The sequence below is a fragment of the Candidatus Filomicrobium marinum genome, from assembly GCF_000981545.1.
GTDB lineage: Bacteria > Pseudomonadota > Alphaproteobacteria > Rhizobiales > Hyphomicrobiaceae > Filomicrobium > Filomicrobium insigne.
On record NZ_LN829119.1, the window covers coordinates 1,733,061 to 1,751,380 of the forward strand.

General features: G+C 58.6%; 16 protein-coding genes. 8 read left to right on the plus strand and 8 right to left on the minus strand.

Annotated features, from left to right (window positions below; genetic code table 11):
• Positions 1–19: 19 nt before the first annotated feature.
• Together pdeM and YBN1229_RS08215 are read right to left on the minus strand one after the other, a co-directional pair.
• Positions 20–748: a ligase-associated DNA damage response endonuclease PdeM gene (gene pdeM / locus YBN1229_RS08210; RefSeq protein WP_046477940.1), complete on the minus strand. Its 729-nt coding sequence runs from the start codon at positions 746–748 to the stop codon at positions 20–22.
• 96 nt (positions 749–844) lie between these two features.
• Positions 845–3,457: a ligase-associated DNA damage response DEXH box helicase gene (locus tag YBN1229_RS08215; protein ID WP_046477941.1), complete on the minus strand. Its 2,613-nt coding sequence runs from the start codon at positions 3,455–3,457 to the stop codon at positions 845–847.
• Positions 3,458–3,604: 147 nt separating this feature from the next.
• Between YBN1229_RS08215 and YBN1229_RS08220 the strand changes: the two genes are divergently transcribed.
• Positions 3,605–3,892 (plus strand): DUF6460 domain-containing protein, encoded by a 288-nt coding sequence (locus YBN1229_RS08220; RefSeq protein WP_046477942.1) that lies wholly within the window; start codon positions 3,605–3,607, stop codon positions 3,890–3,892.
• Entirely contained in the window at positions 3,876–5,249 is a 1,374-nt protein-coding gene (locus tag YBN1229_RS08225) for an MATE family efflux transporter (protein WP_046477943.1), read from the plus strand. Before YBN1229_RS08220 ends, YBN1229_RS08225 begins: the two co-directional genes overlap by 17 nt.
• On the opposite strand, the gene YBN1229_RS08230 is transcribed toward YBN1229_RS08225, so the two are convergent.
• Positions 5,246–6,337: a quinone-dependent dihydroorotate dehydrogenase gene (locus tag YBN1229_RS08230; protein ID WP_090226287.1), complete on the minus strand. Its 1,092-nt coding sequence runs from the start codon at positions 6,335–6,337 to the stop codon at positions 5,246–5,248. The two genes, YBN1229_RS08225 and YBN1229_RS08230, sit on opposite strands and share 4 nt — an antisense overlap.
• Complete coding sequence (locus YBN1229_RS08235; protein WP_046477944.1) at positions 6,334–6,705, minus strand: DUF952 domain-containing protein; 372 nt, start codon at positions 6,703–6,705, stop codon at positions 6,334–6,336. Before YBN1229_RS08235 ends, YBN1229_RS08230 begins: the two co-directional genes overlap by 4 nt.
• A 386-nt stretch (positions 6,706–7,091) precedes the next feature.
• Between YBN1229_RS08235 and YBN1229_RS08240 the strand changes: the two genes are divergently transcribed.
• Together YBN1229_RS08240 and YBN1229_RS08245 are read left to right on the plus strand one after the other, a co-directional pair.
• Positions 7,092–8,825: a DUF262 domain-containing protein gene (locus tag YBN1229_RS08240; protein WP_046500720.1), complete on the plus strand. Its 1,734-nt coding sequence runs from the start codon at positions 7,092–7,094 to the stop codon at positions 8,823–8,825.
• Between the two features lie 77 nt (positions 8,826–8,902).
• Positions 8,903–10,822, plus strand: coding sequence for a DUF262 domain-containing protein (locus YBN1229_RS08245; protein WP_046477946.1), 1,920 nt, complete (start codon positions 8,903–8,905; stop codon positions 10,820–10,822).
• Between the two features lie 29 nt (positions 10,823–10,851).
• On the opposite strand, the gene YBN1229_RS08250 is transcribed toward YBN1229_RS08245, so the two are convergent.
• Positions 10,852–12,468, minus strand: coding sequence for a lysine--tRNA ligase (locus YBN1229_RS08250; protein WP_046477947.1), 1,617 nt, complete (start codon positions 12,466–12,468; stop codon positions 10,852–10,854).
• A 353-nt stretch (positions 12,469–12,821) separates the two neighbouring features.
• Here YBN1229_RS08250 and YBN1229_RS08255 point away from each other — a divergent pair, with 353 nt between their 5' ends.
• Positions 12,822–13,232 (plus strand): tellurite resistance TerB family protein, encoded by a 411-nt coding sequence (locus YBN1229_RS08255; protein WP_046477948.1) that lies wholly within the window; start codon positions 12,822–12,824, stop codon positions 13,230–13,232.
• Positions 13,233–13,274: 42 nt separating this feature from the next.
• Here YBN1229_RS08255 and YBN1229_RS08260 read toward each other — a convergent pair whose 3' ends face one another.
• Positions 13,275–13,976 carry an alpha/beta hydrolase family protein gene (locus YBN1229_RS08260; protein ID WP_348519230.1) on the minus strand — a complete coding sequence of 234 codons (702 nt, stop codon included), beginning with the start codon at positions 13,974–13,976 and terminating at the stop codon, positions 13,275–13,277.
• A 93-nt stretch (positions 13,977–14,069) separates the two neighbouring features.
• Here YBN1229_RS08260 and YBN1229_RS08265 point away from each other — a divergent pair, with 93 nt between their 5' ends.
• Complete coding sequence (locus YBN1229_RS08265) at positions 14,070–14,939, plus strand: sterol desaturase family protein (protein WP_046477949.1); 870 nt, start codon at positions 14,070–14,072, stop codon at positions 14,937–14,939.
• Positions 14,940–15,031: 92 nt separating this feature from the next.
• Positions 15,032–16,093: a penicillin-insensitive murein endopeptidase gene (mepA, locus tag YBN1229_RS08270; protein WP_076605298.1), complete on the plus strand. Its 1,062-nt coding sequence runs from the start codon at positions 15,032–15,034 to the stop codon at positions 16,091–16,093.
• 31 nt (positions 16,094–16,124) lie between these two features.
• Here mepA and msrA read toward each other — a convergent pair whose 3' ends face one another.
• The gene (gene msrA, locus YBN1229_RS08275; RefSeq protein WP_046477950.1) at positions 16,125–16,787 is read right to left on the minus strand and encodes a peptide-methionine (S)-S-oxide reductase MsrA; all 663 of its coding nucleotides are present in this window, start codon (positions 16,785–16,787) and stop codon (positions 16,125–16,127) included.
• 189 nt (positions 16,788–16,976) lie between these two features.
• Here msrA and YBN1229_RS08280 point away from each other — a divergent pair, with 189 nt between their 5' ends.
• Entirely contained in the window at positions 16,977–17,849 is an 873-nt protein-coding gene (locus YBN1229_RS08280) for a hypothetical protein (protein WP_046477951.1), read from the plus strand.
• 18 nt (positions 17,850–17,867) lie between these two features.
• Here YBN1229_RS08280 and YBN1229_RS08285 read toward each other — a convergent pair whose 3' ends face one another.
• Complete coding sequence (locus YBN1229_RS08285; RefSeq protein ID WP_046477952.1) at positions 17,868–18,314, minus strand: hypothetical protein; 447 nt, start codon at positions 18,312–18,314, stop codon at positions 17,868–17,870.
• Between the last annotated feature and the right edge of the window lie 6 nt (positions 18,315–18,320).

The window sequence follows — 18,320 nt, forward strand, 5'->3', positions numbered from 1 at the left end:
ATCGGCGGGTGCACCGCGATCAATCTTCGCGAAGCATGGCCACCGGAACGGGATAAACCCCATCCTGACCCAGCATCCAAACGCTAAAGCCTGCCTCTTCGGTCCACAGCGGTAGAAACGCCGGATCGAGGACGTTGAGACCACCCGTATACGCGCCGAAAGCTGGAAGGACGAGCCGCGATCGGTCGCCGACAAAGCAGGGGCGGCGGATCGAGCATCCATGCTGTACAATTCTCGCGGCAGGATGCAGATGTCCGGCGATTTCGTAACAATCACGCGCTGGAGAGGGGGCGTGACGGAGCACCAGTCCGCCGATTTCCACAATATCGGTGACCCGCCCGCCCAGGCTGATATCGACGACCGGGTCGTGGTTTCCACACACCCATAGCCAGTCGCACACGGCCTGCAATTCGCGCAGCATTGCGAAATCGTCAGGGGCCAAACGTTGATGTGCCGAACGGTCATGTAAGCTATCGCCGAGAGCGATGAGCGTGCGCGCGTCGTTGTAGCGCTTAAGGAGAGCTGCTAGACGTTGAAGGGTGTCGCGAGTGTCGTAGGGCGGCAGAAATTGGCCATGCCGAGCGTAGGACGACCCTTTCTCAAAATGAAGGTCGGCGACAATAAGTATTTGGCGAGCAGGCCAGTAGAGTGCCCCGGAAAGGTCTGCGATCAAGGTCTCACTGCCGATCACGATCGGTTGCCTCCCGAACGCATCCGCGCTTGCATTCCGTGCCGCCACCCCAGGCATGCTCCCCCTCCAAAACTAAGTTCGTCCGCGCGATACTGTTAGGCTGCCAAGCAATGCCGCCTGAATTCAAGCGATATTGAGGATCGCGAGGTCGGGCTAGTCGCGGGCCGGTCCTTCTGTCGCCTCGCGGATCAAGGCTTCCGCAGCATCGCGCAGTATATCCTCCCGTCCAGCTTGTCCGGCAGGCTCCCGGCCGATTTCCAAAAGAATTGGTACGGACAGCGGCGACACGCCCCCCAGCGAGCGATGGACGATATGCCCGCGTACCCGTTGCAGGAAAGCCCCGAGACGCGCAATGTCGAGAAGCCCTGAGGCGGCATCGGCCCATGCCGCTTCCAGTAGAACATGGCCAGGCTCGAACTTGCGCAAAACATCATAAATCAGATCGGTCGACATCGTAACTTGTCGTCCTGATTTTCTATGTCCGGGATGGCGTCGTTCGATAAGTCCGGCAATCACGGCGCACATGCGGAAGGTGCGCTTCATGAGACTGGATTCTGCGAGCCACGCCTCCAGATCATCTCCGAGCATGTCTTGTTCAAACAGCTGGTCCAGGCTGAGCTTGCCGGCCTCAATCATTTGGGAAAGCTCGCCAAGTCCCCATACGGCTAACCCGTAGTCGTTCGCCACAAAGCCAAGGGGACGCGCACCGGCACGCTCGAGCCGCCGTGTGAGCAACATGCCGAGCGTCTGATGGGCCAGTCGTCCCTCGAAGGGGTAGGCAACGAGATAATGGCGGCTTCCGCGCGGAAAGGTCTCGACCAGCACTTCATCGGGGCTGGGGATCAAGGAGTGAAGATCCTGGAGGCCCAGCCATTCCGCTACAGGAAGCGGTAAGTCAGCCCACGCGCGTCTATCATGAAGCATCGCACGCACGCGCTTCGCAAGGTGTGTCGAAAGTGGAAATTTACCGCCAGGGTAGCTGGGTATCATGGCATCTGTTGCGGTGGCGCGTGATACGAAGGCTTCCGTGTCGCGCAGTCCCTCAAAGCGCACGATCTCGCCAGCGAACACGAAGGTTTGGCCAGGGCTCAACTGGTCGATGAAGTCTTCATCCACCTCGCCGAGGACGCGCCCGCCCATGAGGGGGCGCTCTCCGCCGGGCCGACCGGTTTTGCCAGCCCGGGGCGTACGTCCGCGCCCAACGAGGCGAACTGTAATCAGTGGGCTTTCAACGATGGTGCCGACGTTGAGGCGGTAGGCTTGCGCGACACGGCCGTTGGCGATGCGCCAGCGGCCGTCCCCCGTTGGGCGCAACTTTGCAAAACGCTCGTAGGCTGCCAGAGCGTAGCCACCCGTGGAGACGAAGCTGAGGACGCGATCGAAGGTCTCCCGTTTGAGCCCGCTGTAAGGAGATGCCGACCGCACTTCGCGATAGAGGTCATCGGGGGCAAAGGGCGCCTGGCAGGCCATCCCCAGAACGTGCTGCGCCAGAACATCCAGCCCTCCCGTTCGCGCTAGAACCACATCCTGCTCCCCCGCCCGGGCGGCGTCGAGCGCGGCGCGGCATTCGAGAACCTCGAACCGGTTCGAGGGAACCAGAAGCGCATGCGAAGGTTCATCGAGCCTGTGGTTCGCGCGTCCGATCCGCTGCGCTAGCCGACTTGCTCCTTTGGGGGCGCCGACGTTGATAACGAGATCAATATCGCCCCAGTCGATGCCGAGATCGAGCGTGGAGGTCGCGACAACCGCATCGAGACGTCCTGCCGCCATCGCAGCTTCCACCTTGCGCCGTTGCCCGACGTCCAGCGAACCATGGTGGAGCGCGATGCGCAGGTTGCCTTCGTTGATCCGCCAGAGTTCCTGGAAAACGAGTTCGGCCTGCATGCGCGTGTTGACGAACACGAGTGTCAGCCGGTGCTGTGCAATCGCGTCGTAGACAGCCGTCATTGCATAGCGCGTGGTGTGGCCCGACCAGGGGACCGGGGTTTCGAGTTCCAGAATTTCAATCTGCGGTTCAGCGCCTCCTGCCGCGACGACGAGATCTGCAAGCTCTAGACGCGCGTCGGGTTTATGCTGGCCCGTTAGATAAGCTCTAAGTTCACTGGGCCTGGCTACCGTCGCTGAGAGCCCCAGGGCAACAAGATCCGGAGCGAGCGAACGCAGGCGCGCGAGATCAAGGCTGAGCAAATCCCCGCGTTTGGAACCGCAGAGTGCGTGCAACTCATCCAGTATGACGGTTTTCAGATCTGCAAAGAGAAAGCCAGCATCCGGGTGCGCGAGCAAAAGAGCCACTTGCTCAGGTGTCGTCAAAAGAATGCTGGGTGGTCGGCTGCGCTGCCGTGCGCGGCGGCTGGCTGGGGTATCTCCTGTGCGGGTTTCAGCAACAATGTCGAGCCCCATTTCCGCAATGGGAGTCCCGAGATTTCGCGCGATATCGACGGCGAGCGCTTTGAGCGGTGAGATGTAAAGGGTATGCAACCCTGAACCCTTCACGTCTTCCGGTGTCCGCTGGGAAAGTTCGACGAGGCTGGGCAGAAAGCCCGCCAGGGTTTTGCCTGCGCCGGTTGGGGCAATCAGGAGCGTCGAAGTACGGGCGCGCGCCTTTTTGAGTAGAGCGACTTGATGGGGCCGGGGCGTCCATCCGCGTGTCTTAAACCACGTTTGAAAAACTTGAGGTAGTGAGACGTCGCGGCGTGTTCGTCCGCGGCGGGCCGGGGGCTTCGAAGAACGCTTGAGAACTCGGCTGGGTTTCCGCTTGTCGTTCATTGATCACTATAAGGCGGTGGACCAGAACCAAGCAGTCGCTTAACCAGGACAAGTATGCTAGAGGCGGCCCGGTAGCTGAAGCCGACGCTGCGTTGAGCCAGTTCGTCTGATAAGGCACCCGTTTTATCGAGAAGTGAGACCAAGATCATGGACCGTAATACGCTTTTCGGGGGCAACCCGATCAGTGTCATCATCCGGCTCGTTGTACTGTCGATCGTGGTAGGCATTGTCCTATCGGCCATGGGCATTACCCCACAGAACTTTCTCGCGCGCCTCGACGCATTGATCCGCCACATTTATGACCTCGGGTTCGGCGCCATCGACTGGATCCTGGGCTACTTGCTCCTCGGTGCGCTTGTCGTTGTGCCGATCTGGCTGATTGCGCGTGTGTTCGGCCTCCTGGGTACGCGCTCGTCAGATGACCGCAACCCCTAAGGCGGCGCAAGCGTCGATCAACGTAACGCATACCAGCGTATTAGCGATTGCGCTGCCGATTATCGCGTCCAACGTCTCGACCCCGCTCATAGGTCTCGTCGATACGGCCGTCGTCGGTCAGCTTCCTGCGCCCCATTACATCGGTGCTGTCGCACTCAGTTCAACGATATTTACTTTTCTGTACTGGGCGTTCGGTTTCCTGCGGATGGGCACGACGGGGCTGACGGCTCAGGCTGATGGTGCTGGCGATTCCGTCGAGGTAGGCGCAGCCTTAGGCCGCGCGCTGCTAATCGCTGCGGTCGCGGGCAGCGCGCTGATCCTGCTTCAGGCGCCGCTTTCCTGGTTCGCGTTCCTGATGGTGGAGGGGTCCAAGGCCGTAGAGGGCGAAGCCCACAATTATTTCGCCATCCGCATCTGGAGCGCGCCGGCTGCCCTGGCAAACTATGCGCTACTTGGTTGGTTTATCGGCCTTGGTCGCGCCCGTATCGCTTTGTTGCTTCAGGTGCTCTTGAACGGGCTCAACGCCATCCTCGACGCGTGGTTCGTACTCGGGCTTGGCTGGAATGTAGCTGGCGTTGCGCTGGGCACGGTCATCGCCGAAATCGCAGCGGCTGTCGTCGGATTGGTCATCGCGACGCGGGTATTGGCACGTATTGGCGGATTTCCGGATTTCACCGCTGTGTTGGCTCCAGAACACTTGCGTCGTGCGATTGCGGTCAACACCGACATCATGATCCGCACGCTTTGCTTGCTGACGGCGTTCACCTGGTTTGTCTTTCAGTCCGCAGCGTCTGGTGACGTAGTCCTCGCCGCGAACGCCGTACTCATGCAGTTCGTGAGCTTTATGGCCTACTTTCTGGATGGCTTCGCTTTTGCCGCGGAATCGTTGGTCGGTCGTGCGATCGGAGCGCGCAATCGCTCTCAGTTCGACGCTGCTGTCAGGCTGTCGAGCCTATGGGCCGGACTGATCAGTCTGGCTCTTGGCACGGCTCTGATGCTTTTGGGCGGAACGCTCATTGATCTCTTGACGATCAGTCCCGACGTACGTGCGGCGGCGCGGGTTTACCTGCACTGGGCAGCGCTCGTTCCGGTCGTCGGTGTCGTCTGTTTTCAGCTTGACGGCATCTTTATCGGAGCCACGCGTTCTGTCGATATGCGCAACATGGCTTTAATCAGCCTCGTCGTGTTCATGGCGGCTTGGGCGATATTGCATCCAGCCTTCGGCAACGACGGGCTATGGCTGGCGCTTATCATTTTGAACGTCACGCGCGCGATTACGCTAGCAGCGCGTTACCGGTCCCTCGTCGACGATGCGTTTCCCGTCGAACGTGCGGCGCGTCAAGCGATCCCAAGCTAAGCGTCGAGTGGTCGGTTAGCCCACGTTTCCGCCTCTATTCCAACAAGCCCTTGGATCGAACTGACCTGCGCTGCCTCGCACGCCCGCGCCAACCGCTGCGTGATGCTTTTGATCAGTCCTGGGCCGTTGAATATCAATCCGGTGTAGAGCTGAATGAGCGTGGCGCCGGCACGTATCTTGGTGAGAGCCCGTTCTCCGCTGTCGATTCCGCCGATTCCTATAAGCGGAATTTTGCCTTCAGTCGCAACGTAGACACGCCCGAGCATAGCCGTCGACCGGTCGAAAAGAGGTCGCCCCGAAAGCCCCCCGCCCTGGCGCGCGATCGCACCGGAAATGCCAGGTCTTGCGAGCGTGGTGTTGGAGACGGCGATGCCATCCACATGGTGTCGGACAAGCTGATCGCAAATTCCGGCGATATCTTCTTCTGCGATGTCTGGCGCGATTTTTACAATCACCGGTCGTCGCGGCTTTCCTTGAGCGATGAGCTTGGCCCGCATGTCCATGACGCGCCCGACAAGGTCGTCGAGAGCCGCCGGGGCCTGCAATTCGCGTAAGCCCGGCGTGTTGGGGGACGAGATGTTGACCGTGAAATAGTTCGCCACATCATAGAATTTTTCAATTCCTGCGACGTAATCTTCGGCGCGGTCCTTCGTGTCCTTGTTGGCACCGATGTTTACGCCAACGATGCCGCCATCCCGCCGTTGCTGCAGACGCTTCAATGCCGCGTCGTGACCGCCATTGTTGAAACCCAGGCGATTGATAACGGCACCTTCTCTCGGCAGCCTGAACAATCGCGGTGTCGGATTTCCTGACTGTGGTTTTGGAGTTACCGTGCCCACCTCCGCAAAACCGCAGCCCATAGCCAACACGGCGTCAACGACGCGGGCATCCTTGTCGAATCCGGCGGCGATCCCCAACGGGTTGGGAAATTTCATTCCCCAAACTGTTTGTTCCAGTTTTGGATGCACATGGGCGACATGACGGGGGTAGCACCCCATCTCCAACGCCCGAAGCGTCGTTTCATGAGCGACCTCAGGCGGTAGTGCCAGCAAAAGCGACTGGCCGGCACCGAACAGAGTTTCCATCATGATACAACGACCTCCGGCAAAACAGGGATGCCGTCGGCATCGAGCGGCAATGCATTCTGCTCCCGCGCAAGAACCGTCGGCAGAGAGCCGTAAAAATGCGGGAACAATTCTCCGCCCCGTGACGTTTCCCATCGCAATCTCGTGCCGAGATCGCTGGCCTGGAAACGCACAAGTATCAAATTACGCTGATCCTTAAAGTGCTTGCGGGCTGTACCCGACAATTGGTGGGCTGCGGAAAGATGAATGAACCCATCGCGCTTATCGTCCGCGGATCCCAGATAGACACCGGCGCGGCATGCCGCTGCCCAGTCATCCTCTCGGACAATCTTGTAAACCGGGTCAGTCTGCTGATGATCGTGCGACTGCATGTCTCTGCCTCTTGTTCTCGCCGGCGTCACAATTCCGATGTGTCCAATCCGCAATCCTTCGTGGATATTCAAACTCGCACATCGCGGACGTCAGGACAAAAGATTTGGGGGCCATCAAAGGGGGCACTATGCTACATTACGGAACGGTCCGTGAACCTCGCCGATCTAAGGGATCCGGCTTACGGAGAAATTGCCTCGGACGGGGACGACCTAATCGCCAGGAGGCTTTCGTTCGATGTTGATATGGCAGAATACTCCACCTGCGTCGCTACGCCGTTAGGGAATTGTCTACCTTGACATTGTGATTTGGTGTTTTGTCGCGTGCCCCTTTTAGGGTGCTGTCGGCCCGCGTTACTTGTATGGCGTGACGGTAAAAGGAAAAATTGATGAGTTCGACGCCGAGTGGTCCGGCGGATGCTTTAAGCGACCCGTTCCCCCATCCACGATCCGCATCGAGCGACCCTCCCGTGCGCGTTGAGCTGCTGGCCGTAAGCGAGTTGCTGTCGGGCCGCTACACATTTCGCCTGCCTTGGTTTCAGCGCGCTTATGCATGGCAGACGCAGCATATCAGCCGTCTGCTAGCCAACGTCGTCGCTGCAATGCGTGGAGGGGCGAGCCACTACATGCTCGGCAAAGTGATGTTGGCGACCAGCGGAACGGGCACCGACACCGCGTTGGTTGACGGTCAGCAACGGCTCTTGTCTCTGACGATCTTGTTTGCAGTACTCCGCGATCTTGAAGCCGATGCTAACGAGCAAGAATGGCTGCAGGCTCTGATCGCCGATCCGATATCTGATGCGGATATGACGCGTCCGGCGTACCGGCTTGCGCCGCAGGCTGCGTTGTCTGAGTTTCTGGAAGCTCATGTCCAATGTCCTGGCTCAACCTCCGTTGAGCCCGAAGAAGACCGCATGAGCCTCTCCGAAACCGAACAGAACGTTGTCGAAAACCGAGACCATCTGAGGTCGGAATTGACTTCAGGCGATGTGTCGGATGCTGAGCGGCGGGACTTGGCAAGATTTCTAGCCAGCAAGTGCTATGTCGTTGTCTCCACGACCGATGGCGAAGAACAAGCCTGGGAAATGCTCCGCGTCGAGGAAGAGACGCGTCTCGCATTTAATGAAACCGCATACGCTAAAGCATCGTTGCTTGGCGTCATGCCGGCCGATCATCGGACGCGCTCCAGCGTTCTTTGGGATGAATGCGAACATATTCTTGGATCGGCTGACACACACGCGCTCCTGGGTCACGTTCGTACGCTCCATATGCGCAAACGCTCAAGTGCGCCCCTGGAGACCGACATCTGCCGGAACTTTGCGCTGAATCGTGCAGGCGCGGCGTTTATGGAAGATGTGTTCCTGCCGCACGCACGTAGCCTTGCTGCGATAAGGCTGCCGAATGCGGCCGCGCAGGCCCTGGCGCCAAAAATCGTTGCCGCGATTACGAAGATGTCGTGGGTCAATGATCAGGTGTGGGTGCCGGCGGCGTTACATTGGATGTCGACACGGGGCGTTGATGATCCGGCGGCAGAACTATTCTTCCGGCGTCTTGAGCGTCTCGTCTGGGTTATGCGTCTGGCAGGCGTCGATCCTGATCGGCAGGAAAATCGAATAATCCGCCTCCTCAGGCAGATAGATACCGTCGCCGATGTGACCGCGATGCGCGAATTGGATATTGAAGGGAGGTTACGGAACCCGGCGCTCAAGGCTCTGCGTAGCGTGAGCTTCCGCGCTAAGAAATTTTCTCCCGTCGTGCTGCGTCGTCTCAGCGTCGAACTAGGTGACGACATTGTTGAGCTGTCTAACGATGAGACGCTGACGATAGAGCACATCCTGCCACTCAGTCCGCCACCGGATCGGCTGTGGCATCAGGATTTTCGCTCGCGGGCATTCGTGAAGGCTTACACGAACAGGCTTGGAAACCTCACTCTGCTGACATTCGATGAAAATCAGCAGGCGGGCTCGTCGGATTGGGACGTGAAGCGGACGGTTCTGGCAAACTCTCGCGTCGCGTTGTCCCGCCAGGCGGCTGAGCAAGCGCAATGGCGGATTGCCGAGATTGATGCGCGCACAGAGCGCCTGATAGCGACACTGTTCACAGCTTGGGAACTCCCATTTTGACCTGTTATGCTTGACACATCGCATGCATCGCCGCACCCATGCAGAATGGCGGGGCTGCGAACTGCGATTCTCCAAGCATGAGCTACACGCTTAAGTCAGAAGATACGGCCATTGGCCGATTGCTGAGCGGTCATTCTGCTTTTCAGATTCCCGCCTTCCAGCGCGATTATTCCTGGCGCGAGGAACAAGCGGATCGGCTTCTCGACGACATCATCGCCGCTGCGGAAAATGCTGCGGAGGTACAACCCGCGCTGCCGCTATTCCTTGGCACCATGCTGTTTGTCGGCTCGGATGATCCGGAAGCGTCTGTGCGCACGAGCATCGTCGTTGATGGCCAACAGCGTTTGCTGACACTCACGATCCTGATCGCGGTCCTGCGAGACTTTGCTCCGCTTGAAGAGCAGCCTGAACTACACCGGCGCATTGCATTGCTCCCGGGTGTCGGGCGATTGCAGACCGATACGTTCCACGTCACGCCGCGTGAGGCTGATGCAGCGTTCTTCCGCCGCGCCATTCAAAGACCGGGCGCAACGCGCAGCCCGCGAGGACGCCCCGTCCTCGAGCCAGGCAATGAAGCGCAATCGAATATGGAGGAAATACGCAGCTTCTTTGTTCGGCGCATCCGGCCAATGTCGGCTGAGCGACGTGCAGGCATCGCCGAGTTTCTATTTGAAAGCTGTAGAGTTCTGACTCTCTGGACGCACGATATTGACTATGCGCACGGGATATTCCTCAGCATCAACAAACCCGGCCTTCCGCTTACCGAAGAGGATGTCATCCTCGCGGAAGTCATTGGGCCCCTCCATGCTGAGCAACGCCGCCGCTATCAGCCAATCATCGCTCAGATGTCGCGTTATCGCGAACCGCGCAAAGCTGGTCGTCGTCAGGGCAAGACGTTCTTTACACACCTAGGGCTCGCGCAGGAATGGTCTAACGACCGCATGATCACGCAGTTGCGCCGAGCGGTCGCGCGCGCTGGAGGTCCGCAGCGTTTCGCGCAGTCAATCTTTGAGCCGATGGCCGACGCCTACGTTGTGACCCGGGGTCGTGAGGACGGACATAATACAATGCGCGAGGCTGGCGAATTGTTGGGCCGTCTGCGCGTGTTGGAGCGTTTCTGCGATGACGAATGGGTCCCCGTCGCAATGCTGGCATTGATCCGCTTCAAGGAGGATCAGACGGCCCTATGCGCATTTCTGAAAGCCCTCGATCGTTATGCCCTGGCGCTCTCCGTGCTGCGCCCCATCCAGAGTGAGCGACGCGCGTCTTACCGGCGGATTATCGCAGAACTGCATGCCAGCGACAGCGTCCGCGATCCCGAAAGTCTGTTTGCGCTGGACGACCATCAACAAGCCGCGCTTTTGCGGCGCGCGGCTCTGAGACTCAAGGATGCAGCCAATGGTGCGTCGAAGGCCATCCTGATACGCCTTGATGCGCATTTCAGCGGTCTGCCGATTTCGCATTATCTTGGCTTGCTCGAAAACACTGCGTACACCGTCGAGCATGTCTTGCCGAAAGGCGAACGTTTGGCGCGTGCGAGTGGCTGGAATCAGGCTTTTCCGGGTGCGGAAAATCGTCAGGCATGCGCCTGGTCCATTGGGAACCTTCTCCTGATGGAGGAAAGCCGCAATGCCGATGCGCGCCAGCATGACTTCAGGGCCAAGCATGACATCTATTTCCCCGACGCGGAGGCGCATGCACTGCATCTGACTGAAGAGTTTCGCAGTCTGGAGGATTGGACGCGGGCGACGCTTGAAGCGCGCCATATTCGATTGATGGAGGCGTTCAAAACAATTTGGCGGATTGACGGACCGATCCCAGAACTCCCCGAGCGTGGCCCGTCGATCCAACGCATCCGTGCGGCACGTGTACGTCTACCTCAAGCGAATGCCGAATACGATGAAGACACCGCCGTGGGCGATGACACGGCTGAACATGACCCCCAGACATCTGCAGACCGGCCCGATACCACAAGACCGTCCTCGGACAATTCGTGAGGTAAAGGGGACGGCATTGTCCTGAAATCTTATTTGATCAGTTCGCCGTTGAGGCCTTTCGCGATCAGAGTACGGGTGTTGTCGATCCCGTAGAGTTCGACAAACGAACCGAAGCGCGGTCCCTGTGATGAGCCCAGCAGCACTTCATAGATCGCCTTGAACCACTCGCGCAGCGTTTCCTTCGTGTAGCCGTTTGATTTGCCCGCCTCGTAAACGAGATTTTGCAAATCGGCCCCGCTGGCATCGGCAGGGGCAGCTGCCAACGCAGCATCGAGAGCACTGAGCGCTTGCCGTTCCTGCTCGTTGGCCGCTCGGAACTGCTTGGTCGGCGCAACAAAATCTCGATAGTAGGTGAGCGCATAGTCCGCGAGCTCGTCGAGTAGAGGATGGTTTTCAGCCGTCGCCCCGGGGGCGCGCCGCCGGATAAATCCCCAGAGCACCTGTTTATCCTCGGCATTGGAAGCGGACACAAGATTGAGCAACAGCGCGAAGCTGATCGGTAGTTCTGCTGCTGGCGGATGCCCGTCGTGCAGGTGCCAGACCGGGTTTTCAAGTTTCTGCTTCGCGTCCTGTCCTTCGTAGGACGCGAGAAACTGCAGATACTCATCCACTGTCTTCGGAATGATATCGAAGTAGAGCCGCTTTGCGGTCTTCGGCTTCTGGAACATGAACAACGCCAGACTCGCTGGCGATGCGTAAGTAAGCCATTCATCAATCGTCAGGCCATTCCCCTTGGACTTGGAGATCTTCTCTCCCTTCTCGTCCAGGAACAGCTCGTAGTTGAAGCCCTCTGGCGGCGTGCCACCGAGTGCGCGTGCGATCTTGGACGATAACGTGACCGAGTCGATGAGGTCCTTCCCTGCCATTTCGTAGTCGACGCCAAGCGCGACCCATCGCATCGCCCAATCTGCCTTCCACTGACACTTGACCGCGCCGCCGGTGACCTTGGTTTCAACATTCTCCCCAGTCTCGGGATCGACGTATGTGACTGTGCCCGCTTCGACGTTGCGCGCGATCATCGGCACCTGCAGGACTTTTCCGGTACGAGGACACACAGGCAGAAATGGTGAGTACGTTGCCCGACGTTCTGCCCCGAGTGTTGGCAGGATGATGCTCATCACGTCGTCATAGGCGGCGAGCATGCGCAGCAGTGTCGCATCCATCATGCCGCTCGTGTAGCATTCGGTCGCAGAGTAGAATTCGTAGTCAAAGCCGAAGCTGTCGAGAAAGGCTCTGAGCCGCGCGTTATTGTGCGCGGCAAAGCTTGGATGCTCACTCGAAAATGGATCGGGCACACGCGACAACGGCTTATCCAGATACTCTTTCAGCATCTCCTGGTTCGGCACGTTGCTGGGGACCTTCCGCAAACCGTCCATGTCGTCCGAAAAGCAAATCAGGCGGGTCTTGCGGCGCCCCTCTGTCAGCACGTTGAAAGCATGCCGCACCATGGACGTGCGTGCAACCTCACCGAACGTGCCGATGTGCGGCAGGCCCGAGGGACCATAGCCGGTCTCGAAGATGACCGTTTTTTCTTGCCCGTCCTTATTCCGCTCAAGCCGTTTGATCAGGCGGCGCGCTTCTTCAAATGGCCACGCCTTAGCGGTACTGGCGGCTGCCAGCAGATCCGGGTCAATGTCGATGCTCATAGTTCGCTCTGGTAGGTTTTGGTCCGGGTGAAGAGGCGCGCTGGGCTGTCGCGCAAGACGTCTGATACGTAGGGTATTAAGCCACCGAAACGTTCGCCGGAACCGGAAAGAACACGAAGTCAGCGGCAACCTAGAGTGCTTCCGGAAAAGTGGAAACCGGTTTTCCGATGAGAAGCACGATAAAAACAAACAACTAGGGTCATTCCGTCATTCAACGAAAAGCGGAATGACCCTAGTTGCCAGCGATCGTATTCGTCAACGCATCTAGCATTAGCTCATGCAACTTTAGACATTCTTTGCGATAACGAGCCGGTCAGCTACATAGAGCCCGTCGGGGAACAAGAGGGATAACCATGAGCCAAAAAATTTCGCCCCAAGCCGCATTGATCTACACCATGATTACCACCTCGGCGGTGGATAATCTTATGTCGGACCCCGAATTGAGACGCATCGGCTGGATCGTCAAGGAGTTGCCAGTTTTCCGCGATTTCGACGAGACGAGCCTGATTGAGCACGCTCAGGCCTGCGGCAAGTTAATGTCAGGCCCGGATGGGTTGATCGCAACACTCGAAACAATCGCTTCGGCGCTCCCCGAGCATCTTCGCGAAACGGCGTATGCGCTTGCATGTGAGGTTGCTGTAACCGACGACGTCGTAATTGAGGAGCGTCGCTTCCTGCAATTGCTCCGTCAGCATCTGCATCTCGACAAGCTAACGACGTCCGCGATCGAACGCGGAGCCCTTGCGCGCCACCAGCCGCTGTGACGTTTAGTCTGGTCGCACACAGGTGAACCGGCCGGTCGTGGTTCACTTGCTGAGGCACGCTAGGAACGAATGTATGGCTTCGGCGGCGGTCTCCAGATTGCCTGTTCGCGTGAACCCGGATTTGACTCGGGGCGAGAGGTCATGATCGCCGTCGCCCATCCACGCGATCTGGATCGCCGGCGATAGGGAATAGCTTGAGACGTCCTCACGCGTCCCGAATGGATCGCGCTCGCCCTGCACAATGAGTCCGGGCGTTTGTAAGTGTACGAGGTGAGCGGTGCGCAGCGTGTCGGGCTTCTTCGGCGGGTGAAAAGGATAGCCCAGACACACTAGGCCGGCGATGGCGCCCTTAGTGAAAAGATCATCTGCGATCATGCTGGCGGCGCGTCCACCCATCGACTTGCCGCCAATAACGATGTGTGGCTTGGAACCAAGGATCTCGCGCAACGTGGCTACGGCGACGCGGTATTCATCCAGAAGTACCGGCATCCGGGGCGGCGGTCGTCGTTTGCCATCCTGCTGGCGCGCCGCCATATAAGCAAACTCGAAGCGGGTAACGCCGATCCCGCGCGACACAAGCAGGCCAGTGAGCGTTTCGAAGAACGGGCTTGCCATGCCTTGCCCCGCTCCGTGTGCCAGTAATAGATGCGGCAGTGCGGAACGAGACTTGCTCGATTTTTCCGGGGCACAGGTCAGTAGATTGATCATGGTATTGCCTGTTGGCCGAAGTGACACGCGCACCATCCCCGAAAGGCTTTTCACAAAGCTTCTTGAGGGAATGTGCGCAATGGGGTGCGCCAGTGTAGTCTCAACACTCATTCGAGCGAGGCAAAGCCAGTGGACGTTTTTCCCGGCATTTCTGAACCAATATTTCGCCTTTCGGCATTCATTTCGATCCTTGTCGTGCTGGCAGCTTGCGAGCTATGGGCGCCGCGCCGGAAGCTGGTGGCCTCGAAGGCTCGGCGCTGGCTGACCAATATCTCGATCGTTGCTCTCGGTAGCCTCGTCGTACGCGCGATGGGAGCCTTGGCCGTTCCGCTTGTTGCGGTTGCCGCGGCGATATTCGCGGCCAGTCATGGCTGGGGCATCCTGAACATGGTTGCGTTGCCGGGATGGCTTGAGATCGTGATTGCCCTTCTGGTGCTTGATCTGGCCATCTGGTTCCAGCACTTGATGTCGCACAAAATCCCCGTGTTCTGGCGCCTGCATCGCATGCACCACGCGGACCGAGACATAGATGTCACGACGGCGTTGCGATTTCACCCCATCGAGATCGGCCTGTCGATGCTTTGGAAAATCGTTTGCGTCCTGGCGTTGGGCGCGGCGCCTCTGGCTGTCATCCTATTCGAGGTCATTCTCAACGGATGCGCCATGTTCAACCATGCGAATCTACGTTTGCCCGCTTCGGTTGACGGGTTTCTCCGTCTGTTTTTGGTGACACCGGACATGCACCGAGTCCACCACTCTGTGCTGAATCGCGAACACGATTCCAACTACGGCTTCAACTTGTCGATCTGGGATCGGTTGTTCGGAACTTACGTGCCACAGCCGAAAGGCGGCCATGAAGGAATGACCATTGGTGTCTCGCAGTATCAAACCGAGGATCCGACGCGGCTATGGTGGAGCCTGAGACTACCCTGGAAGCCACTTGCGCGCCGACATGAACCACCCAAAGATCAGCCAAATCCCAACGTGAAACGTGTCTGAACGAGACCACAGAAAAGGCTTGCCTCAATTTCGTCGCACCAGAGACTAGCATTTGCTAACCTCGTTCAAAATTGGCCTACGGGGGCTGAGAAATGCGAGCTTTTCTATTGACACGGCTCGTTGCAGCCGGTGCGATCGTCGTTTCCTGTGCAGCAGGTACGGCTGCATTTACGCCTGCCGCCATCGCTCAGACGGCCGTTGCAGACGTGATTGTGCCTCCGGCCCCTAAACCAGCCGTGCCGAAGCCGACACCGGCAAAACAGCTGTTTGGTTCCAAGGATCGCCCCGCTGACCTCAAGCCACGTGCCATTGGGTTTTACTCACGCGGTTGCTTAGCGGGCGGTCAGGCCTTGCCGATTGACGGGCCGGCGTGGCAGGCGATGCGTCTGTCACGCAACCGCAATTGGGGCCATCCAAATCTCATCAAGCTCATTGAAAGGTTGGCGACGGACGCCAAGCGGGAGGACGACTGGCCTGGCCTCCTTGTGGGCGATCTAACACAGCCGCGCGGCGGACCGATGCTGTCGGGTCACGCGAGCCATCAGATTGGGCTTGATGCCGATATCTGGCTGACACCGATGCCGGATCGGCGACTGAGCTGGGCGGAGCGCGAAACGACGTCAGCCGTATCAATGTTGGCCGATACCTTGTCCGTTGATCCCAAGGTATTCACAACCAAGCACGTGAAACTTATCCAACGCGCTGCTTCCTATCCCGAGGTTGAGCGGATTGGTGTGAACCCTGCCATAAAACTCGCCCTCTGCCGGGCGGAAGGCGGAGACAAGCCCTGGCTGCAAAAGATTCAAGGCTGGCCTGGGCATCATTATCATATGCACATTCGCATCAAATGCCCGGAAAATTCAGACGGATGTACGGGACAAGGGCCACCAACCCACACGAGCTGTGCGCATGCCGAAAAATGGTATCGCGACACAAAGGCGTGGCTGGAACAGCCGAAAAAGCCAAAGCCGAAGACTGAGGCCAAGAAGCCGTCGAAGCCCAAGCCCGAGGTCACGCTGACGGATCTGCCGAACGCTTGCGAGGATGTTCTCGCGGCGGCATCGGCCGGTAGCCCGAAAAACCAGATCGAACATGTTCTGGCGCCCGCACGGAAACCGGTGTCACGGGCTGCGGCCGTATCCCCCACGCGTTGACCGTCGTTTTTTGCCCGCGCGAAGCGCAGGTTCATGCGCCCTGCGACACCCCTGTGCCGATCGGACAGCTGACGCCCGTGCCACCCAGTCCGCAGTATCCGTGCGGAACTTTTGCTAAGTATTGCTGGTGGTCAGCTTCGGCGAAGTAGAACGCAGGCGCGTCCTTTATCTCGGTTGTAATCGGCCCATATCCCTTCGCCTTTAGCGCGGCTTCGTACATTTTCTTCGAGGAGTCCGCCGCGTCTCGCTGCGCTGGCGTGAATGCGTAGATGCCGGAGCGATATTGCGTGCCAACGTCGTTGCCTTGTTGCATCCCCTGCGTTGGATCGTGGCTCTCCCAGAATGTCTGCAGCAGACGTTCATAGGAAATGATCTCGGGCCGATAGACAACGAGCACCACCTCGTTATGCCCGGTCAGGCCCGTACAGACCTCGTGGTAGGTCGGATTCGGCGTAAATCCGCCCGCATAACCAACGGCCGTAGCGTAAATCCCTTCGCCCAGTTCCCAGAATTTCCGTTCTGCGCCCCAAAAGCACCCCATGCCGAACAAGGCCTTCTCGGTGTCGGTAGGATAGGGCTCTTGCAGCTTCGTGCCGAGCACGTAGTGGGTTTCGGCTGTTGGGATTGGGGCGGGACGACCCGGTAAAGCCTTCGACGGCTGCGGCATTTCAATCTTCTTTGAGAACGAAAACATGATCGCAAATCACCTTCAGATTGCCTTTTCCAATGATATAGTCCGCCCGGCCACCGTGCGAAGGTCAACGTGCGTGAGAATAGTCTGTAGGACAACACGACTTCGCGAACTCGGGGCAAATGCCCCGAAAATATGGGGCATACCAGCGTCGTCAGGGGGCGTTTGAGGTAACGGTGTAGGAGGGATGTGATGGTTGAGGCGACATCCGGCGCGGAAAATGCGCCCCAGAAAGAGACTGCCAAGGCGTCACGCCCAAAACCCACAGGGGCTCTGACCGAGGGGCGAGAGAGGTTCCAGGCAGGCGCTGGGCGCACGATCTCCTTCTCGTTGATCTTCCTTCTCCTTTTACCCTTCTTCGTCAGTCTCGGACCTATGCTGTTCTGGCGTGTGTCCCAAGGGCATTGGGCAGGCACTGTCGGTCTCGCCATACTTGCCGTCGCGTTCACGGCAATCATGTATTTAATTTTCGTAGAGCTGATCTTCTCGATCCGTTCGCGCGTGGTGTTCGGCGAGAAGACGGTCCGACTGAGCTTGCCCCAGGGGCGGGGGCTCATGTCGCCGTTCAGCTATGAACTCCGTGACATCCCCTATGAAGATATCGCCGCGATCGAAATCAGACGCGAAGTCTACGGTGGTACTTTGGCCCCCGTTATGATGAAGGGCGCACGCATTCGATTGAAGGACGGCAGTTATTATCGTCTCGGGTATGTCAACGAAGCCAATGTGGACCCCTGCTTGCCGTTCACCGAGATCGGCGAGAAGATCGCCGCGCGAGCCGATGCGGAAATTATCGACGGCGGCGACGTGCGTCGGTCGGCCATGAAGAAATTCCTTGGTTTGATGGCTGTGGGACGCGAAGTCGCGCCGATTGAGCCCGAAGAAATCAAAGCGCTCAATGCCCGCCATAACCTCATGATGACGATCATGGTCGGCAGCTTGGTACTGTTGGTTGGCCTGGGTATCGCGTCTGAGCGGGATGACAGCCATATCGGCCATGCAGCCTTGCTCGGCAGCATCTGGTCTGGCCCCGCGACCGTGCCACCACCCTCGACAGGCAGATAAGCTCCAAGAAGAGAAAGCTCAGTTGGCGTAAACGTCGATCTGTTTGCGTCGACGGCCTGCATAAGCGGCCCATGTTCCCGCGAGCCCGAAAAGCAGGAATGTTGGAAGCCCGATAAGCAGGTTTACACCGTAGGTCCAGACCCACGGATAGGTGGCTTCCGACACGGCCTTCTGGGCCGCGATCAGCGATTGTGGTGCAAGCTCGGCAATGTGCTCCGAAAATGGTGTTCCGCGGAACGCGCTGATGCCGCTCAGCGCAGGAGTCGCGTCCGCGACGAAGGCGATAGCGGCGACGAGCAGCAGAACATAGGCGAGGAATCGCAGCGCGGTGCGCCCAATGTTTCCGATCAGGCGTACAAGTAGCGTTGCGAAACGCACCACGAGCCGCACGAGGTAGGTCGCCACATGCACCGGGATCATCAAAATCCGCGAGATGAGGTGAGCAAGCTGGCGTATGAGCATCATTGGGCG